Origin of the sequence: Sarcina sp. DSM 11001 (assembly GCF_900101015.1) — a bacterium.
Classification (GTDB): Bacteria; Bacillota; Clostridia; order Lachnospirales; family Lachnospiraceae; genus CAG-791.
On sequence record NZ_FNFZ01000004.1, the window covers coordinates 118,540 to 142,528 of the forward strand.

Consider the following 23,989-nt stretch of genomic DNA (forward strand, 5'->3'; position numbering starts at 1 on the left):
AAAAACTATTCTGAAAAATATGATTATTCCGAATCATATGATTATTCCGAATCATATGATCATTCTGAAGTACATGATAATTCTGAATCATATGATCATTCCAAAGATCACATTACAGTTTTCCGGTTCCCGTCGTCCTCATGTAACCGGGGATACGGAGGTCAAAACCGCAGGCATCCCGGTAAGGACAGTAGTCGCAGGCTGTGGATCTCGCATCGATCACAGCAGGCGCTGCGGTGATCTCGCCGTCCAGGATCCTCTGTGCGGTCGTGCATAGAGCCTTAACGGCATCGGAAGCCAGGAGGGTGTATTGCTCAGGGGTGATCAGACTCGTAGAGGACCGGTACCCGCCGTTCTTTTTCCTAATGACAGGGATCACCATGGAAGAATCAGCAAAAGACCTGTCCAAATGTGAAATGCTTTCCTCGTCTTCGTAGATCAGTCCTGTGGGTTTGAGCTGCTGGCGGATCTGCATTTTCTGATTTTCCGGATCCGGTATACTGTCGGGAGAAAGGTCCAGAACAGGTTCCTTCATACTGTAATACAGCAGGGCTGACGGAACTGTGGACGCAGGCGCCTGTCCCGGCGCTTCCATCGGAAAGGGCGAATGCATCAGGGCTTCCATATACATGATCAGCTGAAGCTGCAGTCCCCTTCTGATCTGGTCCTGATCCAGGTTTCTTTTTCCTGATTTGTAATCCATGACCCGAAGGAAGCGGCGCCCATCTCCGTTGAACATGTCAACCCTGTCTATCCGTCCCTGGAGAATGAGCTTTAGTCCGTTCTGCAGGTCATAAGTAAGGGCCGGGATCCGGGCATGTTCCCCTCCAAACTGCAGTTCAGCAGCTACAGGGACCAGGTCCCCTTTACTGATCTGAAACTGGACTGTGTCGACCGTTCTCAGGAGCCGCCTTTTGAGCCGGGCGAGCCTGCTTTCGTCCCTAGCCGATTTATACATCAGCAGGTTTCTGTAGACAGCAGCCTCCTCGTCGAGGGCCTGAGATACGAGTCTCTCTGCGGTCTCAGTGGTAAAATCATTCCAGGATAGTCCCTCCGCGGCAAGAAGCGAGTGGAACCGCTGCAGGGAATCATGCAGAACAGTCCCTGTATCCACGGGGGCAAATTCATAAAGCTCCCGTTCATGGAGATGAAGCCCGTATTTCAGGTGGTGATAGAGCAGGCATTTGGCTCCGGTCTCCATCCGGCTGATCCCGCCTGTGATCCTGTCCCCGTAAACCGCATGTGCCGTTTCGGGCGGCAGAAATTCCGGCCTATAGCGGCACAGCGCCGCTTTTTTGAGCATCCGGACATAAGCTTTCATTTCCGGATCGGCTGTCACTTCAGGACTTGTATAAAAGCCGTAAGCCAGCCGGAAATCCCGGGCAGACTCTTCACTTTCTCCGATACTGCCCTCGACAAAGCGCCGCAGAAGGTCTGCCAGGATCATCCTCCCTGCTTCATTGTCCCGGATCTGTTCCTCTACCGGTCTCTGCTCCGGTATCTCGATCTTCAGGTCAGGAAACAGATTTCTGAGCATGTGCACCAGATAAGAGGGTCTCATGCTTTTCTGATCCTGCGATACCCTGGCAAAAGAAACCGTCAGTGTCTCGGACGGCTTTGTCATATTGAGATAGAGATAGAGCCTCTGGATGAACATCTGCTGCCGGGGGGCAGGAGAAAGGACAGCTCCCAGGGAAGCCAGAAATTCCCGGTCCATGTCAGAGAGAATACCTCCTTTTGACACACTGCGGGGAATATTCCCGTCATTTACCCCTGCAAAAAACAGGTGACGGACCTGAGTGAGCCGGGTTCGTTCGATATCTCCTACGAGGATACGATCGACCCGCTGCGGGATCGTCCCCAGACTGATCTGGGACAGGCCGGTCTCTACCAGCTCCAGATAGTCACGGGCACTTATGCGCTCCCGTCCTGTCAGATCATGGATCTTGTCGAGAAGGTCGATCACTGCCCTGTAGATCTGTCTGTACTGGATACTGCGGACGGAATCTCCCTCTTTTTCAAACCGGGCAGCGATACTTTCCATATGTTCCTGCGCACTGCAGTTCACCAGAAACCTGTATAGTTCCATGGTGCGGTCAGCCGCAGTTCTGACAGGCCTGCGTCCTTCCAGGCCTGCCTCTCCCGTCACTGGAGAGATCTCACGAAGGAAACGGAGACGGGTCTCTTCACAGGAAGCATCAAAAGGCGTCCCCCATTTCTTCCTTCCCCGGATACCGTTGGCCAGACAATAATTCTCCAGCTTATCCACTTCCTCATCCCTGATCCTGCTGATCCCGCTCCTTAAATAGCGGAAAACGGAAGGATAGGAAAAATTCTCTGAAGAGATCTGCAGGACACTCCTGATCCCTTCCGTCAGAATATTGTTAAAGGCCGGACTGGTCCGGTCAATATAGACAGGGATCCGGCTGCGGACAGCCTCCCTCTCAAACAGATCCCCGTAAGTCTCCAGATCTGCCGTTACGATCGCAAAATCCCGGTAGGCACAGCCGGTTGCAGCTATCATCTCACGTATGGAACTGAAGATCCTGCGGACCTCCTCCTGCGGGGTGGAAGCGGCGAACAGCCTGAGGGCACTGCCGGTCCCTTCCTCCGAAACTGCCGGGCAGGACTTTTGTAAAGCTCCCTCCCCTGACCTTCTGATATCTGAAAACGCCTTTTCAGGATATCGAAAAAGACTGGCTTCCAGATGGGCAAGGACCGGGTTTGAATGAAATCTTGCAGGTATCCTGCCCTGAAGATAAATATCCGGATTCTTTTTAATTCCTTCTTCTTCACCCATCCTGACGATATCCCGAACAGTCTTTCTGCTCAGGTAAAAAAGATCCTCTTCATTCCCTGCAGGACCTCCCTCTGCTGTCCGGGTAATATCCGGTCCTCCGTCACTGGAGACTGTAAAGGAAAAAAAGACATCTGACGCTGTCCGGATCAAAGCCCTCACAACGCGGTATTGTACAGGAGTGAATCCAGTAAAGCCGTCAAAAAGGACGACGCTCCCTCTGAGCTGATCCGATACGGGGATCAGCCAGGCCAGGACATCCAGAGTTTCTTCCGTTGTCACATAACGATCCTCCTGTGCCTTTTTAAAACCGGAGAACAGCTTTCCCATATCCAGAAGCCTTGCCTGCAGAGCGAGCTGCCCATGCTTTCCGGCGAAGGAAGCCATCCTGTCGATCTCTTTCTCTCCGACCCCGTATTGCAGAAACTCGGACAGGATGGATTTGATCTCGTCGATCATCCCGGCACTGTGCAGCCCTTTTTGAAGAACAGTGAGCTCCTCCCCGCATTCTGAAACGACCCGCCTGAGCAGGAGGCTCTTTCCGATATCGTCAAGGACAGTGCGTCCCTCCTCTCCTGTCTCCTGAAATACCCTGTAGGCAAGCCGTCCGAAGCTGAGGACATCGATGTTCATCAGGACATGGGAAGGGTGCTCTTCCACCAGGTCCTTCTGCGTCTGCATTGTGTATTGCTCAGGCACAATGACAATATAATGTGTTTTGTCCTTCCCGGGTGTGGAAAGGGAACCTGAAGCCCTGTCAATGATCATTTTCCGCATGACGCGGCTCTTTCCTGATCCCGACGGACCAAAGCAAAAGGAAAAACCCATAGAAGACCCTCCCTCAGGAGCCGGGCAGATCGGTAGTGCCCGGTTTATTTACAGATTTTTTGTATAAATCAGCCCCTCTGCAGCAAACTGCAAAGGGGCCTTTCATGCCTCATTCCGGCAAAGCGGTTTTATTTTGACTCCAGAATATAGACCTTTACTCTGCTCTGGATAACATCCGCTGTTTCTTTAGCCGATTTCTGTCCTGAGAAGTATGCTCCGACTTCTTCCAGAACAATATTTGAGATGTTATAGTCCACCCTTGCGCGGCAGTCCAGTGATTTCAGCGTCTTCATAACTGTATCGATATCAGCCTGCTTTGGAATGGGGATCTTTATGCTCTTGCCGTTCAGCGTAAGTTCCGGATTGTCTATGACCTCCTCGATCTCCTTACCGTTTTCATCGGTATAGGTATAGGTTTCGGGATTCATGCTTTTCTCCGCTTTTGCATTCAGGGCGCTGATACTGATCGGGAAACCGGTCTCAATTCTGGTCTGGTATTCATCGAGATAGAATGTCCTCATGAATTCCCAGCATTCCTTCTTGTGTCCACTCTCGTGACTCATGGCCAGTGTCATACCATCCTGAATGGCCGGGCCGTTTTTCCCGTCTCCGGGATAGCCCATATAGAGAATGTCTTCACCGAAATAGCCGTATCTCTCCATCATATAGGAATGAAAATCGTAATAAAACACTTCCCTGACCAGCTGGTCGCCGGATCGTACAGCCGCGTCATATTTATCCCAGTCAAGATTTTCGTAGTTGATGTCCTTGGGAAACTTCTTTGCAAAGTTGAGAATATCGATAAAAGAATCTGAATTAAAACTGCAGGTGCCCTTTTCCCAGTTCACAAATGTGTCCATGGCATAGTACATGACCCAGTTGAGGATCATTTCTCTGTTGACAACTCCCAAAGCGAACTTGTAATCAGCTTTTTTCTTTTTGATCATTTTTTCAAGCTGCGGGATCGTAAGGCCCTTTGTTCCCTTGAACTCCTTTTCTTTTCCCATCATGCCGCAGACATTAAAGCTCGGAGTCACAAAATACATTTTGCCGCCGATCCGGTAGGCGTCAAGGATATTGTCCAGATACTTGTTTTTTGAGATCACCGGATCCTTTTTAAACATGGGTTCGATGTCTTCAAAAAGCCCCTTGGACACATAACTCTCAACAGGCATCTCGGGAGAGATGTAGATCAGATCAGGGATATTCCCTTTTGCGATCTCGGAACTGAATTTGCTGATACCGGATTCGTCATAAGCGTACTCAACCAGATCAATTTGAATTTTGTCAGAAGACTTATTAAAATCGACGATCGTCTTTCTGAAATCGGGATCCGCTCCGGAACAGCCGAGTTTGAGCCTGACCTTCTTAACAGCTTCAGAAGGATCCGTCTGTTTTACCAGGGCAGCTGAATTAGCATCATCCACTCCATAGGAGATGAGGAACATGCTCTTTGGAGAGGCGACAGCACAGCCCTGCAGATAACTGATGGTAAGATTGGAGCCTATATAGTCCAGGACCTTTACAGGTTTGGAACCGTCAAGCTTCAATCCATAGACACCATCTTCCCTGGAAGTGAAGAAATCATAACTGCCGACACCTGAAACGACGATTTCAGCCCCGAACATTCCCTTGATATTCAGTTTGGTCTTTGTAAATTTCTCCTGACCGGGATCATATTTCCAGGCAATAAATCCATCTCCGGAGGAGCCGGCCAGTATGACCTGATCTTTCCCGTCTGTACAGATATTCCCGTAGAACTCCTTCGTCGGAATGCTGATCTTTTTAACGGATTTACCGGCATTGTCTATGATCCTTATATCTGTATCGGAGAGAAGAAATGTGTTGTCCTTCGTCGAGGCCATCCCCCGGATATAGTAGGAATCATTAGCCTTCAGCGTCTGCCTCCATGCCTCTTTCCCCTTTTTATCCAGACAGACTGCCTCCCAGGCAGATTTATCTTTCTCCTCATCGTAGCTGTTGACAGCAAAAAAGATGCGGCCGTCCGGTGAGACACTCATACAGGAAACCTGACAGTTCTCTCCCCCTTCCAGCTTGATCATCTGATCGTTCTTGCCATTTTCATCAAAGATGCAGATCGACGGTCTGTCATCATCGTACATGCTTGTATAAAGCACATAATATTTACCGTTTGCGGCAGCGGGTGTTCCGTAGTTAATACTGTCACCGCCCATATCATCGATCACAAGGCCGCCGGAGGAAGCGGTCTTCTTTTCTATTCCTGTCAAAGGGGACGGAATGACCTCATAGATGGTGTTTACCTTTTCAGAGCCCTTCTTCTCTCCTTCCTTGGCAGAAGCTGCCCTTCCGCAGCCGCCCAGCGTACACAGGGAAACTATAAATGCCATCAGGACAGAGAGCACACCCTTTTTAATTCCATTATTGCTGCCGAAAAAAAACACTTTGTTTCCTCCTCATCTACGATACTATGATGTGCCTTCAAGTCAGTAAACCAGGTCAGAAGGGACCAGGCCAAAAAGATCGAGTATCTGTAACGCAGGGACGCTGTACAGACGTTCTTATTATACTACGCAGCAGGCAGGATTTGGTTACCGCTTTCACGATTTTAACAAAAAAACACACTTGATGATTTACCTGTGAAACCCTCTTGGCGGCGGCTCTCCGCGGCGGGACAATAAAAAGGATAATATAAGATACTATGAGGAAAAGATTTTGCCGCGGTCAGTAAGATCCGGTCAGATTCAAATGAGAGAAAAGCCCACTACACTGGCTGTCATCATGATGACCCCTGCGAGAAGGACTCCCAGCATGACCGCGATGATCGTTGATTTAAACTCCATATCGAGAATGCTTGCAGCCAGCGTCCCAGTCCAGGCACCTGTACCGGGCAGAGGTATGCCGACGAACAGGAGCAGGGCGACAAAAGTGCCCCGTCCGGCCTTTTCTGTCAGCTTTTCCCCTCCCTTTTTTCCTTTTTCCAGGCAGAAGGTAAAAAACTTTCCTGTCAGCGGTTTGTCAGCGCCCCATTCGAGTACTCTCCTGGCAAACAGATAGATGAAGGGAACGGGGATCATGTTCCCCACAATACAAACAAGATAGGATGTGAGGATGGGCAGACCCATGCCCTGGGCGATCGGTATGGCACCCCTGAGCTCGATCAGCGGGACCATGGATACCAAAAACGGAATCAGATATTGTTTCATAGACAATTTCCCCTGTAGATCATAATTAAACGAATACCATTATATAAGTGAAAATAATTATTTAATTTAATACCTTTAATAAAGCCAATACCATTATTAAAGCCAATACCATTATTTCCTTAATCCGTTATCCGGAATAAGAATCTGTTAATGGAAAAAGGTTCATGGCAGATATATGAAACTGGCATGTATACGGAAAAAGCAGGCAGGCATCTGGGACAGATGCCTGCACAGCTGTAGTATCAAATATTAAATTGATCAATGATAGTATTCTACTCTGCTTTATCCCTGTTATCAAGGATTTTTCTCGCACTGATGATCCTGACAACGAGCGAGAAGAGCTCAGTGGCAGTCTTGAGATCATTCAACGGAGGATAGGACGGCGCGATCCTGATATTGGAATCATAAGGATCCCTTCCGTAAGGCCATGTAGCACCTGCCTTTGTCATTTCGACACCGGCTTTTTTCGCCTTTGCTACAATCTCCTTCGCACACCCCGGCATTGCGTCGAAACTGATGAAGTATCCTCCTTTAGGTTTCGTCCATGAGCCGATGTCAAGGCCCGAGAGGTTCTTGTCCAGGATTTCCTCCACTGCTTCAAATTTGGGCCTGAGGATTTCAGCGTGTTTATGCATATGCTTAACCATGCCGTGGATATCTCCGAAAAAGCGGACATGGCGGAGCTGGTTCACTTTGTCATGGCCTATGGTCTGTATGGCGAGCTGGCTGCGGATATCCTCCAAATTGTTGGGAGAAGTCGCGAGAGCAGAAATACCACTTCCAGGGAAGGTGATCTTGGAGGTAGAAGCAAACTTATAGACGAGATCGGGATTACCGACTCTCTTGCATTCCGCCAGGATCTCGATCAGATAATCCTGGTCGAGATCATAAAGGTGATGGATCCCATAGGCATTATCCCAGAAGATGCGGAAGTCCTTTGCCGCCGGTTTCAGTCTGGCAAAACGCCTTACGGTCTCGTCACTGTAGGAATAACCCTGGGGATTGGAGTATTTCGGTACACACCAGATTCCCTTCACCTGCTCATCTGTGGACACCATTTTCTCCACTATGGCCATATCAGGACCCGTAGGGGTCATTGGAACGGGGATCATCTCGATGCCGAAATATTCCGTGATCGCAAAGTGCCTGTCATATCCGGGCACAGGGCACAGAAATTTGACCCGGTCCAGTTTACACCAGGGGGTATTGCCCATTATGCCGTGGGTCATGGCCCGGGAGACTGTATCGTACATGACATTGAGGGAAGAGTTTCCGTATATGATGATATTATCCGGACGGTTCTCCATCATATCACCGATCAGTTCCTTACACTCTTCTATTCCGTCCAGAACACCGTAATTGCGGCAGTCTGTCCCGTCTTCACAGAACATATCTGCTTCCGAGGAGAGAACATCCATCAGTCCCATGGAAAGATCGAGCTGGTCAAGGCAGGGTTTTCCGCGGGACATGTTCAGTTTGAGATCCATGTTCTGGTACTGTCTGTATTCTTTCATGAGTACATCAATTTCAGCCTTGAGCTCCTCATTGCTCATCTCTCTGTATGATTTCATCTATTCCTCCTTCCATGAGAGTTCGTGCAGGCACGACGCTCCTTTGGCTTTACCTCGCTGTTTTATCTCTGGTAACATAGCCGGATTCCCGCATACATGTATGAATAAAACTACGCGCTGTTTATTCATTCTTTGCGTTAATTACTGTACATATGAATCCTATTATTACAAATAAAACAGCTTACTGTCAAGAAAAATGTATCCTGTAATCAGCGTATACAATTTTTAATTGATCTGTTTTATACGAGTAAACAGGATAACTGTTATCTGTCAGCCGCCTGTATTTTTCCAGGGGGTAAAAGAAGCCGCTGTCGGCGGCTTCTTCCAGATTGATGTTTTATACTGTGAGATATGATTTTAAAGCTATAGGGTTATGATTTCAAATTTAATTTTACTGCGGCCTCATGCTTAATACTTTTTATTTTTTCTCTGTCGAGTAATACGGAATCACGATCTTTGTACCGGGGCTGAGATCCGGAATCTCTCCCTCCCTGTAAGGCAGGCCGTTGATGTCGCAGATTTCCCGGATATAGTCATTTTCCTCAGGATAGGCAGTCCTGTCTCTGTAGGTGTATACTATAGCATGAAGGTCCTCCCCATAGGGAATCGTGACTGTAGTGTAGTATTTCCAGGTCTGCTGCTCTGGTCTGCTGGAGGCTCTGGTCATGATCTGAAAGCCGGCTGTCGTTCCGGCAAGAATGATGGCAAGCAGGACAGACCGAAGAAGAAAGGCCTTCCGGCGCCTGCTCCTCCCGGATCTGCCGGAAGCAGAAAAAGTGTTTCCGGAATCACAGTCTGCAGGTGTATTCCCGTTGATTTTCTTTTCTGAAAGCGGTCTTTCTCCCGATGCGGTGTTCACAGAATGCTTAGTCTCAGAAGAAAAAGATACAGCTGTATTATTTTTAGCTGTCTTTTTTTCAGAAGAAAACGCATCAGCGGAAAAAGAAACCGCATTAGAAGTAAAAGAAACCGGTCGTTCTGTATCTCTGCCGGCAGGTCTTTTTGAGAGATATACCTTCTTTTGAGCAAAACTGTTTCTGCTATAATCCATATAATCCATGGTTATACCGGACTGCACAAATGGCATAAGTCTGATTCCGTTCATAACTTCACCTCTCGAACAACTATTCCAAACATTCGTTTGTCCTGCAAGTACAGTATACCGAACATAAATTTGCCTGTCAATGCTTTCAGAACATATTTTCAGAACGAATTTTCGGAATATTTGTTTGCTTTATCAACATTTATGATGTATAATGAATGGAAAGATTTATCAGAAACCTGATCATCACTGCAGCAGTATGCGATCTGTTTTTCTTTGCTATATATTTGGAGGAAATGGGAATGAGCCGTACAAAAAGCAATGGCGAGAGACGCCTCAGTGCCAAACAAAAGCAAATACTGGATTACATAAAAGAAGACATTCTTAAAAAGGGCTATCCGCCCACTGTGCGTGAAATCTGTGAAACCGTCGGACTCCGTTCGACCTCTTCCGTGCATGCCCATCTTTCCACTCTGGAAAAGAACGGATTCATCCGGCGCGACCCCACAAAACCCAGGGCGATCGAGATCTGCGACGACAGCTTTCAGGTCGTGCGCACTGAGATGGCTTCCCTGCCTGAGATCGGCGATGTCGCTGCCGGGCAGCCGCTTTTAGCCCAGGAAAACATCACCAGCTACTTCCCTGTCCCCGCCGAGATCGTTCCTCCGGGGGAATCTTTTGTACTAAGGGTCCGAGGGGAATCCATGATCAATGCAGGTATCTTTGACGGCGACCGCATTTTTGTCAATTCCTGCAATACTGCCAGGAACGGCGACGTTGTCGTGGCACTGGTGGATGATTCTGCCACAGTCAAGACTTTTTACAAAGAGAAGGATTATATCCGGCTTCAGCCAGAAAACGACACCATGGATCCTATTATTGTCAAGGACTGTGTCATCCTGGGAAAGGTTTTCGGCGTCTTCCGCCTGATGGGCTGATCTGCTGTAAAGAGCGGGGGCAGCTGTCCCTGACTGGAAAATGGATAGTTTTCTTTACAGGAGGACGGCCGGCTTAACAGATTATTTATGGCAGATTGTCATTACCGGTTATTAACATTACATTGCTATTACCGAATATTATTACCGAATAATAACAAAGGAGCCGGGCAGGGAAGGCAATTCCCCGTCCGGCTCTGTTTCAATTCTTAGCAAGTGATATTCCTGCATACCGGTGCGCAGAATGGATCTTATCTATGGATCACAGCGCATCAGGATCGATCTGGGTTCCGTCTTTCCAGATCCTCTCCAGATCATAGAACAGTCTGTTCTGGGCATCAAACAGATGGATGATCACATCGCCGAAATCAAGCAGGATCCAGTTTGCTGCCTGATATCCCTCGATCTGTCTGGGAGCTGCTCCGGCTTTTCCCAGACGCATTTCCACTTCATCCGCCATAGCCTGGACCTGGGTCCGGTTATTTCCGGTGGCTATGATAAAATAATCCGCGAGGACGGAGACCTCTTCGATATCGATGACGCGCACATCTTCTGCCTTTTTGTCCTCAAGGGCGGAGATTGCAAGCCTCGCAAGCTCCGTGGAGCGCACTTTATCTTTGCCGGCGGATGTGTCGTTCTGAACAGGCTGGCTGCTGTTTTTGTTCATTTCAGTCATAAATTGTCTTCTCCTCAAATATCTGTTTATAGTAATCATAGGTTTTCTGGGTCATCGGATCCACAACAAGGCCGGTGGAATTGAGATAAACCAGTGTGTCGTAAAGGATCTTCATGAGCGCCTCGTCGATGTCCGAGAAGGCCAGTCTGCGGATCAGGGGAAGGTTTTTGGCTGTAAACCTGCCCGGTTCAATGTAGTCCGCGACAAAAATGATCTTCTCCAGAAGCGACATTCCTGGTCTTCCTGTTGTGTGATAGCGGATCGCATTGATCATATCCGGATCTGTGATCCCGTATTTTTCCGCAGCGAGCACGCTCCCGGCTTTTGAATGGAGGAGGGAGGCGCTGTCTGCTTCAAAAGAGGATACGGTCAATCCCGCTTTTTCACACACCTTCTGCATTTTCCGCACGTCCATACACTTGGCGCAGTCATGGAGCAGCCCGGCTGTTTCCGCCTTTTCGAGATCCGCTCCATAGCACATGGCAAGAGAAGAAGCTGTGCCAGCAACAGAAAGTGTGTGGATAAATCTCTTGTAGCTAAGCTCCTGCTCCAGCGTTTTGATCAGTTCTACTCTGCTGACTTTTTTCAAGTGGAATGCCCTCCTTCTTCTATAAGCCTTCTGTAAGCACTCTATAAGTCTTTTACAAGCATTCTATAAAGTCTTTCTATAAGCCAATTCCATATGCTTTTAAGCCCGCAGAATAATACCCGGATCAGACTGCGTTGGATTCTCTCACTTGTAGATTCCTTTTTCTATTATATACCTTTCCACCCGTTCAGGCACGAGATAATGCACTGTTCTTCCGTTTTTGATACGGTTTCGTATATCGGTGGATGAAATACCGATTGCCGGTATTTCAAGGACATGAATATCCGCGCCGTAATCCTTTCGAAGCCTCTCAACTTCTTTCAAAAAAGCCTCTGTAGGGATCCCGTCCTCCCGGATTGCTGCCAGCAGCGTGCAGTCCGCGAAGATCTGCTCCGGATTTTTCCAGGTCAGGATACTGAGTACAGTATCCGCGCCGACGATAAAAAAGTAGTGGTTTTCAGGGTTCTGCATACGAAGCTCTCGCAGGGTATCACAGGTATAGGTATTGCCGGGACGGTGGATCTCAAAATCCGATGCCGTAAAATGCGGGTTGTCCGATGCCGCCTCGCAGGTCATGGCATAGCGGATCTCCGGAGGCAGAACCTTCTGTTCCCTATCATCCTTGAAGTAGGAATGTCCCGACGGCATGAGGAGGACCTCGTCCAGGTCAAAGGCATCATAAGCTGCTTCAGCAATGATCAGGTGGGCCATATGGATCGGATCAAAGGTCCCTCCGAGGAGCCCGACCCTGCGCTTAAGGCTTTCATCAGTCTGTTTCTTTTCTATCATCCGGCTTTTCCTCCCTGGATCACTGTGTTTTTTTACGGGGCAGCACGATCACTGGTTTGTCCTGGAATGGTTTATAGAGAATGAATTTTCTGCCGATGACGGTCACCAGTTCAGAACGAGAACGCTCCGCCAGAGTCTGCGCGCATTCACGGACATCCTCCAGAACGTTTTTCTGAACAGAACCCTTGATCAGTTCATGTGTGTTGAAAGCTTCTTCCGCCGACTTGACGACTTCCGGCGTCACGCCCTGCATTCCCACCTGGACGATGGGGTCCAGGGAATTGGCCAGTCCGGTCAGGTAAGCTCTCTGTTTACTGGTAATCATAGGAAAGGTGTCTCCTCCTGTATATAAGTATTTTACTGTATATATGTGAATTAATGTGGATTAAACAGGACAATCAGTCGTAGAACTCAAATCCATGACCGTACAGACGGACAAAATCGCCCTCCTTGCAGCCCTGCCGGCGTAGTTCATCGATGATCCCGTTGTCCACAAGGAATTTCTGGAAAAACTGGAATCCCTTCTCGGTCTCCAGGTTTGTGTATCCCAGCATGCGTTCGATACGGGGACCCTCGACCTTGTATTCCTTTGATTTGGAATCATAAAAGACAGTAAAGGGAGCCTCCTCTTCTGCCAGTTCGATTTCAGGGTCATATTCCTGTTCATAGGTCACAGTCTGTCCGGGCATCTGTGAGAGAACCGTACTCACATGATAGAGGAGCTCACGGACACCCTGACCGGTCGCTGCGGATATGGGAAAGACTTCGATCCCCAGAGGTTCGCAGTAGGCGCGGATCTCCTCTATGGGATCTGCGCCGGGATCCGCGCCGCCGTCCTCCTTCATGATCAGGTCACATTTGTTGGCGGCCACGATCTGTTTCCGGGAGGAAAGGTCGATCCTGTATCGGGCAAGCTCTCTGTTGATGGCCATCATATCTTCGATCGGATCCCTGCCTTCTGTTCCCGCCGCATCCACGACATGGATGAGGATCCTCGTGCGCTCGAGGTGAGCCAGGAATTCGTGGCCCAGTCCGGCTCCGTCCGCGGCGCCTTCGATCAGGCCAGGGATATCGGCCATGACAAAACCTGGTGCGTCTTCCAGATCAACGACGCCCAGAATGGGCTGCAGGGTCGTGAAATGATAGTTGGCGATCCGGGGTTTGGCATTGCTGGACATGGACAGAAGGGTGGATTTGCCAACATTGGGGAAACCCACCAGGCCTACATCGGCGATCAGCTTGAGCTCCAGCAGCAGTTCCAGCGACCTGGAAGGCTGTCCGGGCTGGGCGTACTTGGGTGCCTGCATGGTGGAGGTGGCATAGTGCATGTTGCCGTTTCCGCCACGCCCTCCTCTGAGGATCACATATCTGCGCATGTCTCCGGACATGTCCACGATGACCTTTCCGGAATTGGCTTCCCGGATCACTGTGCCCTCCGGCACCTTGATCTCGATATCACTGCCTTTTTTGCCGGCCATTCTCTTTTTTTTGCCGTCTTCCCCGTGCTGGGCGGCATACTTGCGCACATGTCTGAAATCCGTGAGCGTATTGAGGCCTTCGTCCACGACAAAGACGACATCTCCGCCTTTTCCTCCGTCGCCGCCGTCGGGTCCGCCTGCCGGCACATATTTTTCCCTGCGGAAGGAGACATGTCCGTCCCCGCCCTTTCCGCTGCTGACTATGATTCTGGCTTTATCGATAAACATGTACTGTGGTCTACTCCTCTCGGAAAATGTAATTGCGGAATATTCAAAGATAATATCCAGGATGATTTGTGATATTGTCTCATAATATTTTGCGATAGTATCGCAGGATAGCATTTGATAGTATCGCCGGATATAATTACAATCGATTCTGCAGATAGATTATAAGATTGATAAAGATGTAAAATGTAACAGACAAAGAGCCCCGGGCAGAATGGTAGTGTATTCTGCCTGGAGCCCTCTCTTTTACAGATCATCGTACTGTTCAGGATCTCTTCCGGTCTGTGGATAATAATAAATCAACAGACAGTTTTTCCTGAGATACAGATTAAGCCTCCTGCTCCACAGCCTCTGCTGCCTCTACAGGATGAACGGATGCTCTCTTCCTGAATTTGCCGAAACGCTCGAAACGAAGGATACCGTCTTTAAGAGCATAAAGAGTATCGTCTCCGCCGATGCCGACATTGAGGCCGGGATGGATGTGTGTGCCGCGCTGTCTGTAAAGGATGTTGCCGGCCTTTACAAACTGGCCATCTGCCCTTTTAGCACCCAGGCGCTTGGAATTGGAATCACGACCGTTCTTGGTGGAGCCCATTCCTTTTTTATGTGCGAAGAACTGAAGATTTAAATTCATCATGGTTCATTCCTCCTTGAGATTGATAACGAGATAGTCCCCGCCGTATGTCTCCCTGACTGAACGCAGTCCCAGAAGCATGCTGTCGACGAGGAGCGCAGCCTTTTCATCAGGGGGAGCTTCAAAACGGCAGCTGAGATCGCCGCCCTCTTCTGCCCAGGCATAAGTAATTTGTGCCCCGGTGAGTGTTTCGAGGCTGTTGACCGTATTGATGACAAGCATCGAGATGGCGGAGCAGATGATATCTTCTCCCTCCTGCGCATTGTCATCGGCATGGCCGTAACACTCAAAACCCAGATAACGCCCCTCTTTATCCCTGATAATGTCTACAACTGTCATAAGATCAGATCATGCGTTGATCTTGTCGATCTTGACGCGGGTAAAGAGCTGGCGATGGCCGTTCTTTTTGTGATAGCCGGTCTTCCTCTTATATCTGTAGACGACGACCTTTCTCGCTTTGCCCTGCTCCATGACAGTTCCCGTTACTGTCGCGCCTGCGACATCTCCGGCGACCTTGAGGGTGTCACCGCCGACGGCCAGAACGTTGTCAAAAGTGACTTCCGCGCCTGCATCAGCTGCGATCTTCTCAACATCGATCACATCGCCTTCGGAAACTTTGTACTGCTTTCCACCGGTTGCAATAATAGCATACATATCAGGTACCTCCTTCTTCTTTAAAAAAACTCGCTGATTACGGCGTCCTGTCCGCGTCCCGTCCGGATCCCGTGAGAAGGATCTCTGACATTGTCCGCGGCAGGAACTTCGCTTTTTGCAGGAGCTGCAGTACCAGACAGCAGCTGCACCGGCAGTTCCCGTCCTCATTCTTCTGCACTGCTGCGTCACTGTTCAAAACACAGCTGCAGAAAATGCGGACATGACCACAAAAGCCTCATCAAGCGGCATACTCATGTAAAATAGCAGACAAATATGGTTTTGTCAATATGATATTTTTATCCTTTTTTCTGCCTGCGGATCAGCTCTCTGGTGATATCCTCCCAGTCCACGCCCTTTTCTGCCATGACGACTTCGAGATGATAGAGGTAATCGGCGATCTCATAGATGATCTCGTTTTCACCGGGATTTTTTGCCGCTATGATGATCTCTGTGTTTTCCTCTCCGAGCTTTTTGAGCATCTTGTCCAGGCCTTTGTCAAAGAGATAGTTAGTATAGGAGCCTTCCCTGGGGTTCTTTTTGCGCTCGATTATGGTCGCATAGTCTTCGCTGAGGACATCGGATGCCTGACCGCGGCGGGCAGTCATTTTTGCGGCTCTGGTCTGCTGAACCTCATTGAAAAAGCAGGAGTGGCTGCCGGTGTGGCAGGCGGCGCCAATCTGGACGACTCTGGCCAGGAGGGTGTCCATGTCGCAGTCTCCGTAGAGAGAGCGGACGTACTGGAAGTGGCCGCTGGTCTCACCCTTGATCCAGAGAGATTTGCGGCTCCTGGAGTAATAGGTCATCCTGCCTGTCTCTACGGTCAGGCGGTAGGCTTCTTCATTCATGTAGGCGACCATGAGGACCTGGTCTGTTCCCTCCTCCTGGACGACTACCGGAAGGAGGCCGTCGGGGCCCTTTTTGAAATCCCCCCAGGCAAAAGCCGCCTCCGCTTTCTGTTCCATGCTGATCCCGGCATCTTCGCAGAAGACACGGGCGCGGCTGACAGCGTCTTTTCCCTCCGCCATCAGGATGTTGACTCCTTCACCTGAAACTCCTTCGATCTGGTCCCCGGAGAGCTGGCCTGCGATGGCCCGGGCGGCAGGGTCACTCACAAGAGAGATAACTGGAAGGGGGATGGCCGGTTCGTTTCCGGATACGTTTTCAGCTCCGGCTTCCTCCTGTGTCTGCGCCTCATTCTCCGCGTCCAGAAGGATCCGGGCTGAGATCCAGGGGGTAAGCTTGTCCCACTGGATAGAGGAGGACTCTGTTGTCTTGTAGCATCCGGCGATCCGGTCCTTTCCAAATCTCTCACTGACCTCCCTTGCCAGAATGCAGTTGCTCTCTCTGGACAGGTTCAGAGCGGCGAGCTCACAGCCGGCATAGATGAGCTTTTTGACGTCCTCCATACGCCGGATATTGCCGGCACCGATGACCGGCACTTCGTTCTCCTCACAGATCCTTCGGATCAGGTCGATCGCGGCATCGTGGTCAGCGTCTTTTTTGGAACGGTCAAAGAGGATCAGACCGTCGGCTCCCGCTTCAACATAGGAAGCAGCCAGAGCAGCCGGATCTTCGCTGATCACTTCATCATTGTCAAAGCCCTTCACGGCCTTTCCGTGGAGGAGCCAGAGGCAGGGATAAAAGCCTTTAGTCATTATCATTCTCCCTTTTAAAAAACTCTTATTCAAGACTCGCTCGCGAGTCTTGCACCCATGCGAAGCATGGGTTCACGCCTGCGAGTTTCCCTTATGCGCGTTTATCCCACGTCTGAAGACACGGATATTACGCGATGAAGAATAAACCAGCCGGTTCACAGACAGCCCTTGGTGCTCAGCACATCCTCGATCCGCGGATCTTTTCCTGTCGCCTGATCAAGCGCTCTTGCAAAAGCCTTGAACATGGCTTCGATGATATGGTGGTCGTTGTCTCCTGACAGGATCCGGAAGTGGAGGTTCATGGAAGCGGCATAGGAAACAGAATAGAAGAACTCTTTTACGAGCTGTGTGTCAAATTCTCCTACCATTGGCGAGTGGAAATCTGCTCCGTCCATGACAAAATACGGTCTTCCGCACAGGTCAACAGCGCAGAGTACCAGCGCTTCATCCATGGGAAGGATCGAAGATCCGTATCTGCGGATCCCGGCCTTGTCGCCGACCGCTTCCGCGACCGCCTTTCCCAGAACAATGCCGGTGTCCTCTACAAGATGGTGGCCGTCTACTTCAAGATCCCCTTTGGCATCGACTTCAAGATCGAACATGCCGTGCCTTGCGAAGGCATTAAGCATGTGATCAAAAAAACCGATCCCGGTGCTGATCTCAGCTTTTCCCTTGCCGTCGAGCTCAAGCCCGATCGTGATCTGTGTCTCGCCGGTCCGGCGGCTGATGGAGGCATTTCTCATAGTGTTTTGCTCCAATTCCCTTTCTTCTGTCTCGTTCGAATATCTCATTCGAAAATGATCATTTGAAGTGTATTTTCGGAATTAATCAGAATATGCCATTCGAAATTTACTATCCGAAATGGTTATTTAAACAGTATCTAAAACGATGATTTGAATCCCTTATCCAAAACTGTTATTCAAAGCGCACACGGATGGAATTGGCATGCGCGCGCAGCCCTTCGTTTTCCGCAAAGATTTCTATATCCTCATGGACCCTGGAGAGAGCTGCCTTTGAATAAGAAATGATGCTGGTCTTTTTCACAAAGGCATCAATTCCCAACGGGGAGAAGAATCTGGCTGTTCCGTTTGTCGGCAGGATATGGTTGGGACCGGCATAATAGTCTCCGAGAGGTTCCGAAGAATAGCTTCCCAGGAAGATAGCACCGGCATTTTTGATCCCGGTCATGACCTCGAAAGGATTCTCCGTGATGATCTCAAGGTGCTCAGAGGCAATGACATTCGCGGCATCGATGAGATCGTCAATGGATTCTCCAACAAAAATATATCCATAGCTGTCGATCGACTGGCAGATGATCTCTTTGCGGGGAAGCTCCTCGATCATCTGATCGATCTGGACGGCGACCTTTTCCGCCAGCTGAGGATCCGTTGTCAGGAGGATGGCACTGGCCATGGGATCGTGCTCTGCCTGAGACAGGAGGTCAGCCGCGACATAACGGGGATTGGCGGTATGGTCGGCGATCACCAGAATCTCGCTGGGACCGGCAACGGAGTCGATCCCGGTCACTCCGAAGCAGGCTTTTTTCGCCAGGGCGACAAAGATATTGCCTGGTCCGGTGATCTTGTCCACACGGGGAATGGTCTCCGTGCCATAGGCCAGCGCGGCGATCGCCTGGGCGCCGCCCACCTTGTAGATCTCATCCGCACCGGCGATGTCCGCCGCAACGATCGTTCCCGCGGCGGCCTTTCCGGAGGCATCCGGAGGCGTGGCGATGACGATCCTCTCGACACCCGCCACTTTGGCGGGGATCACATTCATCAGGACACTGGAGGGGTAGACCGCCCTTCCTCCCGGCACATAACAGCCGGAAGTCTCGATCGGAGTCACCTTCTGGCCCAGGATAGTGCCGTCCCCGGATGTCGTGATCCAGCTCTGGGTGACCTGTTTTTCGTGATAAGCCCGGATATTGGCCGCAGAGCGCCGGATCACCTCCACAAAAGCGGGATCAAGTATTCCGTAGGCCTCTTCGATCTCCTGCCGGCTGACCCGGATGGAATCCCTGTCCAGCCGGCACCTGTCAAATTTTTCCTCCAGTTCAAAGACTGCTTTATCACCGCGGGCGCGGACATCTTCTATGATCTGCCGCACCGTCTCTTCATATTCGGAATACCCGGCAGGGCTCCTCCCCAGGAGCGCCTCGAGGGCACCTTTCCGGGAGTCTCCAGTCAGTTTCATGATTCTCATACGGGCCAAAACAGTTCTCCTCCCTGCCGGGAAATCGCATCCCGGCATCAATGCACAACGTTTATACTTATGATTATTATGTGATTATTATGGTTATTAATTGTGATTATTAATTAATCATTAATCTCCTGACATTGTCTCACAGACGGCAGGTTATTCCGCGGGTCCTAAGTTACGGTATGCCTATTCGACGACACAGTCCCGCAGCCGGTCGATCATCTCACGGATCCTGGCTGTCTTCATCTGCATGGAGACAGGATTGACGATCATCCTGGCCGAAAGAGGACAGACCTCCTCCAGTACATTGAGACGATTGGCGCGAAGGGTCGAACCTGTCTCAACGATATCCACGATCACGTCGGCCAGTTCCACGATCGGGCCGAGCTCGACGGATCCGTTGAGCTTGATGATATCGACGGTCTGGTGTTTTCTGTTGTAAAAATAATCCCTGGCAATATTGGGGTATTTGGAGGCAACGCGGATCATCTCATGGTGTTTGAGCAGGTCTTCCGCCTCAGGAGGTCCCGCCACACACATGGTACATTTACCGAAGCCCAGGTCCAGTACCTCATGGCACCTGCGCTGTTCCTCCATGATGATATCCGATCCGACGATCCCGATGTCCGCCGCTCCGTATTCCACATATGTCGGCACATCAGGTCCCTTGGAAAGGAAAAAGCGGAGGCGCTGTTCTTCATTGGTAAAGATCAGCTTACGGGATTTTTTGTCCTTGAGTTCCTCGCAGAAATAACCTGCTTTTTCAAACAGTTCCATGGTCTGGCCGGCCAGCCGGCCCTTTGTCAGGGCTATCGTAAGGTATTGCATAATATTGATCCCTTAATCCTTCTGCTTGTTTTCCGGTGCTTCCTCCAGAATGACGGTACTGCCTGCATTCCGCAGCGCCATGGCCTTTTTGATCTGATCGCGGTAATTCGCTCTGTCGAGCGGGATCCTTTCCTTTTCCCGCATCGTATCCAACGGGATCTGCTGGCGTCTGAGCGCCTCGAGGAGAAGGTCGATCTGGATCATTACGCCGATAGCCGCGGCGTTTTTCCCGTAATGGGAAAGGAGCCCGTCATAACGGCCGCCCGAAGCAATGGCTTCGCCGGCGCCGTAAGTATAGCCCTTGAAAACGATTCCGGTATAGTAACGATATTTGCTCAGAAGAGAGAGGTCATAGCTGATATACTGCGAGAAGCCATAGGCCTCCATATATTCATCCAGTTCCATCAGCCGTTCGATCGAAGCGCGGGCGGCGGGATGCATGCCCTCGGAGAGAAAATGCTCCAGCTCCTTCCTGGAAGAGACAAAGCGGGTCGCCTTCAGGAAGAGATCCCTGGTCCTGCGGGAGAAGCCGCGGCTTCTCAGAAGCTCCTCCGCGGCAAAATAGTTTTTCCCCGAAAGAGCGTCACGGAGCTGTATCTCCGTCTGTTCATCGACTCCGGCTTCCTTGCAGATCCCTTTGAAATAATCCACATTTCCTACGCTGATCTGGAACTGGGTAAGTCCCGCCTGCAGCAGTGAATCGATCAGGAGAGCCAGGATCTCAGCATCCGCCGAGACGCAAGGGGCATTGATCAGTTCAGCGCCCAGCTGAGTGGACTCACAGAGCCTCCCCCTCAGACTCAGCGCATTGCCGAAAACGCTCCCGGAATAAGTAAACCGGATCGGGGATTCCTCTTCGGAAAAATACTTGGCGGCGCAGCGGGCCACTGCAGGCGTGAAGTCCGGACGCAGGACAAGGAGGTTCCCCTCGTTGTCCAGAAGCTTGTACAGTTCCTTCACGGGAGTGGTCCCGACCTCGCTGGAGAAAACATCATAAAACTCAAGCATGGGAGTTTCGATCTCTTCATAGCCGTAGAGGCCGATCCGGTCGCGGATCTTATTGACGACAAGCTGTTTTTTTGCCATCTCCTCCCCGTAAGTATCCCTCATGCCGTCAGGTGTATGAAGGAGGTCATTATTAAAATAGGATATTTCCACTCTGCCACCTCTGTCTGTACAATTCTATAAAGCTTAATAATACATTATTTATTAAGCTTATCAATCTTTCTCTATATTTAAATTCCCACGCGGACATATGAATGTTCGCATGTATATTTATACATCTTTTGGCCGATTTATGCAAAGCCGGCCGGTCGATCCGTGGCATAAAGGGCATAAAGTCTATTCTGCCGATTCTTCGTCCTCATTCTGTCGTTCCAGCAGATCTCTGTTGACCATATCCAGATAGGGAACGATGAGCCCCTGCTGAGAGGGGATGATGTAGGCGGGATCCAGTTCATCCATCCTGAAGCTCTTGCGGCCTCCGCGGACCGCCCTCTCCCAGAAGGGGTAAAAATGGCGGAAAGGCAGGTAATAGTACTGGTCCTTGTGCGTATAGTAGATGAGGAAAAAGGCAATGCCGTCCTGCTGTTCGAATTCCCGCATAAAACGGACCTGATGCGGATGGATATTCTGCAGGCTGAAGGTCGTATCCGCGCTTTCCTTGGCGTCAAAGCAGAGCGGGATCCCCTGGACGACTCCTATATAGTCCACTGTACTCTTCTGATTAAAATAGGCAAGTGTGATATGCCTGGACTCCTTGTCGATCTGTATGGGAGTGATCGGTGTGGGGATCTTCTGGATGAGCGCAAGGCCCTGCTCTCTGTATTTTTCGTTTGTGCGGTTGATCAGTTCTTCAAACAGCGAACCGCGCAGTCCTCTTGTCTTCCAGGTCGCCATTACAGCCCTCCTGCCTCGTATCTGCATAAATCCGTCCACCACTCCGGGGCCGGGGACACAAATTTACGGCCGGCGACCGGGCGCAGGACACCCTGCATTTCGACGCAGTCATCCACCCTGGGGAAGGTGACAGAGGTGCACCACAAAAGCTGTCCGCCCCGGAAAGAGGACGGAACAGGTGAATGTCCCTGACGGGAAAAACGGGAAAGAAGGCGCCTGTCCAGAGCCGGATCTCCATAGCGGGGATCTCCGACGATCGGATGTCCGATCGATGCCATATGGACGCGGAGCTGGTGGGAACGCCCTGTGATCAGATCCGCTTCCGTGAGAGTGGCCAGTCTGCCGGTTTGTATCGGACGATAAACAGTCACAGCCCGCATTCCGCCCCCGTCCGCAGTCCGAACCTGATTTCTGGTCCGGTCCTTGACGAGTCCGGCATCGATCCTGCCCGGCTTCCCGATCGAACCATGGACAGCCATCGTATAAGTTTTTATGATCTTTCTGTCCCTGATAAGGGCGGACAGATCACGGCTTCCCTGCAGGCTCCGGGCACAGAGCAGGATCCCACCCGTGTTTCTGTCAAGCCGGTTGCAGACGGCAGGGGAAAAGTTGCCGGTCTCTCCTTTTTGCTGCAGGTATCCGCGCAGCCATTCATTCATGGACAGATCAGAGGGCGCAGCCTTCTGAGAGAGGATACCCTTCGGTTTCCGGATGATCAGTATATTCTCATCCTCATAAAGGACCGGAGATGGTCCGAGCAGAGGTGTCAGCCTGTGGTAGGCTGTGTCTGCTTCTTTTTCTCTCTCCCGGTTTTTGGTATCCATATGCTCATCCGGAAAAGAGAACTTTGCTATGGTCTCATCCGAGAGAAAGAGCACGACCCTGTCGCCGGTCTCCACTTTCTCGCTCCCGTCCGCCTTTTTGCCCTGCAGTGTGATATTTTTTTTGCGGAGCATTTTATAGATAAAAGAAGAGGGAGCCAGAGGCAGCCGGCGTCGGAGATATTTGTCCAGGCGCTGTCCGCGCTCATCCCTGTCAACGAAAAATTCCTGCATGGGCTATTCTCTTCCTCCGGCTGTAAAAGGGAGCAGTTCCCGAATAATCCGGGAAGGGGACAAGGTTCTTTGAAGTTTCCACAGACCTTCTGAGTTGACCATCTAAGAAACTGTTCCTGCATCCGGAGGTCAAAGGGAAACAGAATAGAGCAGCTTCATCACTCTCCCGTCCTCAGTCCTGTCTGATGTGACGGGTTCTGATGTACCGGCTTCCGATGTACCGGCTTCCGATGTACCGGCTTCCGATGTGCCGGCTTCCGATGTACCGGCTTCCGATGTGCCGGCTTCCGATGTACCGGCTTCCGATGTGCCGGCTTCCGATGTACCGGCTTCCGATGTACCGGCCAGGGCAGCCAGATCTTCCAGGGCTTTCCGATAGGGTTCCAGGCTGTCATAGATCCTGACCTCATACCCGGTCAGGCCGTCCTTCTCAAGGATCTGCCGGATGTGATCCTCACACTGCCGGCAGTTTGTCTGCGGGTTCTCTGTCAGTCCGACGACACGTCCTGCCATCACAGCAGCGTGGCTGAGGGAAAAAGCAGTGTCATAGGCGGTCAGACAGAGGTCATAGCCGGACCAGCCCGGCTGAAGTCCCCGGACCGCGTCGACTGCGGTGCGTACAGATTCGGACGCCCCTCTCGCTCTCATCAACATGATCGTCATGACAATACTGCGGCCGGCCGGCAGAGCGCCGAGGGCGGCAGCGATCGAGAAAATGTTTTTATTGGTGTGAAAATGACGGAGGGCGGCAAAGTAACAGATAAAGACTGCCGCGAGCAGCAGCAGTGACTTGACCGCAGACAGGATCCTCTTTTTTTTCAGATATCCGAAGCTTCCTTTTTCCATTTTTCCTGAACCCATCGACGACCGATGTAATGTAGGGTTGGGCTGCATCGAAGGCAAAGAGAAAGCCCGGCATGGTGCATGTCCGGGCTTAAAGATCTGAA

General features: G+C 50.7%; 22 protein-coding genes. 1 reads left to right on the top strand and 21 read right to left on the bottom strand.

Going from position 1 to position 23,989, the window contains the following annotated elements; translation table 11 throughout:
* Nucleotides 1-112 precede the first annotated feature (112 nt).
* The 5 genes from BLT02_RS03080 to BLT02_RS03100 all read right to left on the bottom strand — a co-directional run bounded on the left by BLT02_RS03080 (nt 113) and on the right by BLT02_RS03100 (nt 9,486).
* Nucleotides 113-3,625, bottom strand: a complete 3,513-nt coding sequence (locus BLT02_RS03080; RefSeq protein ID WP_092991441.1) for a PD-(D/E)XK nuclease family protein — start codon at nt 3,623-3,625, stop codon at nt 113-115.
* Between the two features lie 128 nt (nt 3,626-3,753).
* On the bottom strand, nt 3,754-6,048 hold the full coding sequence (locus tag BLT02_RS03085) for an extracellular solute-binding protein (protein ID WP_092991443.1): 2,295 nt from the start codon (nt 6,046-6,048) through the stop codon (nt 3,754-3,756).
* A gap of 300 nt (nt 6,049-6,348) precedes the next feature.
* Complete coding sequence (locus BLT02_RS03090; RefSeq protein WP_092991445.1) at nt 6,349-6,810, bottom strand: COG2426 family protein; 462 nt, start codon at nt 6,808-6,810, stop codon at nt 6,349-6,351.
* Nucleotides 6,811-7,082: 272 nt separating this feature from the next.
* Complete coding sequence (locus tag BLT02_RS03095; RefSeq protein WP_092991447.1) at nt 7,083-8,381, bottom strand: aspartate aminotransferase type Ic; 1,299 nt, start codon at nt 8,379-8,381, stop codon at nt 7,083-7,085.
* Nucleotides 8,382-8,799: 418 nt separating this feature from the next.
* A complete protein-coding gene (locus tag BLT02_RS03100; protein ID WP_092991448.1) occupies nt 8,800-9,486 on the bottom strand; it encodes a hypothetical protein in 687 nt (228 codons plus the stop codon).
* Between the two features lie 239 nt (nt 9,487-9,725).
* Here BLT02_RS03100 and lexA point away from each other — a divergent pair, with 239 nt between their 5' ends.
* On the top strand, nt 9,726-10,361 hold the full coding sequence (gene lexA / locus BLT02_RS03105; RefSeq protein WP_092991561.1) for a transcriptional repressor LexA: 636 nt from the start codon (nt 9,726-9,728) through the stop codon (nt 10,359-10,361).
* A 259-nt stretch (nt 10,362-10,620) separates the two neighbouring features.
* Here the strand turns inward: lexA and rsfS are convergent, their stop codons facing one another.
* The 16 genes from rsfS to BLT02_RS16745 all read right to left on the bottom strand — a co-directional run bounded on the left by rsfS (nt 10,621) and on the right by BLT02_RS16745 (nt 23,888).
* Entirely contained in the window at nt 10,621-11,025 is a 405-nt protein-coding gene (rsfS, locus tag BLT02_RS03110) for a ribosome silencing factor (protein ID WP_092991563.1), read from the bottom strand.
* Between the two features lies 1 nt (nt 11,026).
* On the bottom strand, nt 11,027-11,623 hold the full coding sequence (yqeK, locus tag BLT02_RS03115) for a bis(5'-nucleosyl)-tetraphosphatase (symmetrical) YqeK (protein WP_092991450.1): 597 nt from the start codon (nt 11,621-11,623) through the stop codon (nt 11,027-11,029).
* Between the two features lie 144 nt (nt 11,624-11,767).
* Complete coding sequence (nadD, locus tag BLT02_RS03120; RefSeq protein WP_092991452.1) at nt 11,768-12,412, bottom strand: nicotinate-nucleotide adenylyltransferase; 645 nt, start codon at nt 12,410-12,412, stop codon at nt 11,768-11,770.
* A gap of 19 nt (nt 12,413-12,431) precedes the next feature.
* Nucleotides 12,432-12,737 carry a ribosome assembly RNA-binding protein YhbY gene (gene yhbY, locus BLT02_RS03125; RefSeq protein ID WP_092991454.1) on the bottom strand — a complete coding sequence of 102 codons (306 nt, stop codon included), beginning with the start codon at nt 12,735-12,737 and terminating at the stop codon, nt 12,432-12,434.
* A 73-nt stretch (nt 12,738-12,810) separates the two neighbouring features.
* Nucleotides 12,811-14,118: a GTPase ObgE gene (gene obgE, locus BLT02_RS03130; protein ID WP_092991456.1), complete on the bottom strand. Its 1,308-nt coding sequence runs from the start codon at nt 14,116-14,118 to the stop codon at nt 12,811-12,813.
* 325 nt (nt 14,119-14,443) lie between these two features.
* Nucleotides 14,444-14,752 carry a 50S ribosomal protein L27 gene (gene rpmA, locus BLT02_RS03135; RefSeq protein ID WP_092991458.1) on the bottom strand — a complete coding sequence of 103 codons (309 nt, stop codon included), beginning with the start codon at nt 14,750-14,752 and terminating at the stop codon, nt 14,444-14,446.
* 3 nt (nt 14,753-14,755) lie between these two features.
* Nucleotides 14,756-15,088: a ribosomal-processing cysteine protease Prp gene (locus tag BLT02_RS03140; RefSeq protein ID WP_092991460.1), complete on the bottom strand. Its 333-nt coding sequence runs from the start codon at nt 15,086-15,088 to the stop codon at nt 14,756-14,758.
* Nucleotides 15,089-15,097: 9 nt separating this feature from the next.
* Nucleotides 15,098-15,403, bottom strand: coding sequence for a 50S ribosomal protein L21 (rplU, locus tag BLT02_RS03145; RefSeq protein ID WP_092991462.1), 306 nt, complete (start codon nt 15,401-15,403; stop codon nt 15,098-15,100).
* 296 nt (nt 15,404-15,699) lie between these two features.
* The gene (hisIE, locus tag BLT02_RS03150; protein WP_139187395.1) at nt 15,700-17,058 is read right to left on the bottom strand and encodes a bifunctional phosphoribosyl-AMP cyclohydrolase/phosphoribosyl-ATP diphosphatase HisIE; all 1,359 of its coding nucleotides are present in this window, start codon (nt 17,056-17,058) and stop codon (nt 15,700-15,702) included.
* A gap of 155 nt (nt 17,059-17,213) precedes the next feature.
* Nucleotides 17,214-17,801, bottom strand: coding sequence for an imidazoleglycerol-phosphate dehydratase HisB (gene hisB / locus BLT02_RS03155; RefSeq protein ID WP_092991466.1), 588 nt, complete (start codon nt 17,799-17,801; stop codon nt 17,214-17,216).
* Nucleotides 17,802-17,973: 172 nt separating this feature from the next.
* The gene (gene hisD / locus BLT02_RS03160; RefSeq protein ID WP_092991468.1) at nt 17,974-19,263 is read right to left on the bottom strand and encodes a histidinol dehydrogenase; all 1,290 of its coding nucleotides are present in this window, start codon (nt 19,261-19,263) and stop codon (nt 17,974-17,976) included.
* Nucleotides 19,264-19,446: 183 nt separating this feature from the next.
* The gene (gene hisG / locus BLT02_RS03165; RefSeq protein ID WP_092991470.1) at nt 19,447-20,088 is read right to left on the bottom strand and encodes an ATP phosphoribosyltransferase; all 642 of its coding nucleotides are present in this window, start codon (nt 20,086-20,088) and stop codon (nt 19,447-19,449) included.
* 12 nt (nt 20,089-20,100) lie between these two features.
* On the bottom strand, nt 20,101-21,246 hold the full coding sequence (gene hisZ, locus BLT02_RS03170; RefSeq protein WP_092991472.1) for an ATP phosphoribosyltransferase regulatory subunit: 1,146 nt from the start codon (nt 21,244-21,246) through the stop codon (nt 20,101-20,103).
* 183 nt (nt 21,247-21,429) lie between these two features.
* Nucleotides 21,430-21,987, bottom strand: a complete 558-nt coding sequence (locus tag BLT02_RS03175) for a Holliday junction resolvase RecU (RefSeq protein WP_092991474.1) — start codon at nt 21,985-21,987, stop codon at nt 21,430-21,432.
* The gene (locus BLT02_RS03180; RefSeq protein WP_092991476.1) at nt 21,987-23,042 is read right to left on the bottom strand and encodes an RluA family pseudouridine synthase; all 1,056 of its coding nucleotides are present in this window, start codon (nt 23,040-23,042) and stop codon (nt 21,987-21,989) included. Before BLT02_RS03180 ends, BLT02_RS03175 begins: the two co-directional genes overlap by 1 nt.
* Before the next feature lie 129 nt (nt 23,043-23,171).
* Nucleotides 23,172-23,888, bottom strand: a complete 717-nt coding sequence (locus tag BLT02_RS16745; protein ID WP_139187397.1) for a hypothetical protein — start codon at nt 23,886-23,888, stop codon at nt 23,172-23,174.
* Nucleotides 23,889-23,989 lie beyond the last annotated feature (101 nt).

Coding starts and splice junctions, on each gene's coding strand:
- yhbY (WP_092991454.1), bottom strand. CDS start 12,737: ATGATTACCAGTAAACAGAGAGCTTACCTGACCGGACTGGCCAATTCC.
- BLT02_RS16745 (WP_139187397.1), bottom strand. CDS start 23,888: ATGGAAAAAGGAAGCTTCGGATATCTGAAAAAAAAGAGGATCCTGTCT.
- BLT02_RS03080 (WP_092991441.1), bottom strand. CDS start 3,625: ATGGGTTTTTCCTTTTGCTTTGGTCCGTCGGGATCAGGAAAGAGCCGC.
- BLT02_RS03100 (WP_092991448.1), bottom strand. CDS start 9,486: ATGAACGGAATCAGACTTATGCCATTTGTGCAGTCCGGTATAACCATG.
- BLT02_RS03180 (WP_092991476.1), bottom strand. CDS start 23,042: ATGCAGGAATTTTTCGTTGACAGGGATGAGCGCGGACAGCGCCTGGAC.
- nadD (WP_092991452.1), bottom strand. CDS start 12,412: ATGATAGAAAAGAAACAGACTGATGAAAGCCTTAAGCGCAGGGTCGGG.
- obgE (WP_092991456.1), bottom strand. CDS start 14,118: ATGTTTATCGATAAAGCCAGAATCATAGTCAGCAGCGGAAAGGGCGGG.
- rsfS (WP_092991563.1), bottom strand. CDS start 11,025: ATGAACAAAAACAGCAGCCAGCCTGTTCAGAACGACACATCCGCCGGC.
- rplU (WP_092991462.1), bottom strand. CDS start 15,403: ATGTATGCTATTATTGCAACCGGTGGAAAGCAGTACAAAGTTTCCGAA.
- hisD (WP_092991468.1), bottom strand. CDS start 19,263: ATGAGAATCATGAAACTGACTGGAGACTCCCGGAAAGGTGCCCTCGAG.
- BLT02_RS03090 (WP_092991445.1), bottom strand. CDS start 6,810: ATGAAACAATATCTGATTCCGTTTTTGGTATCCATGGTCCCGCTGATC.
- hisIE (WP_139187395.1), bottom strand. CDS start 17,058: ATGACTAAAGGCTTTTATCCCTGCCTCTGGCTCCTCCACGGAAAGGCC.
- hisB (WP_092991466.1), bottom strand. CDS start 17,801: ATGAGAAATGCCTCCATCAGCCGCCGGACCGGCGAGACACAGATCACG.
- rpmA (WP_092991458.1), bottom strand. CDS start 14,752: ATGATGAATTTAAATCTTCAGTTCTTCGCACATAAAAAAGGAATGGGC.
- BLT02_RS03140 (WP_092991460.1), bottom strand. CDS start 15,088: ATGACAGTTGTAGACATTATCAGGGATAAAGAGGGGCGTTATCTGGGT.
- hisG (WP_092991470.1), bottom strand. CDS start 20,088: ATGCAATACCTTACGATAGCCCTGACAAAGGGCCGGCTGGCCGGCCAG.
- lexA (WP_092991561.1), top strand. CDS start 9,726: ATGAGCCGTACAAAAAGCAATGGCGAGAGACGCCTCAGTGCCAAACAA.
- BLT02_RS03095 (WP_092991447.1), bottom strand. CDS start 8,381: ATGAAATCATACAGAGAGATGAGCAATGAGGAGCTCAAGGCTGAAATT.
- BLT02_RS03175 (WP_092991474.1), bottom strand. CDS start 21,987: ATGGCGACCTGGAAGACAAGAGGACTGCGCGGTTCGCTGTTTGAAGAA.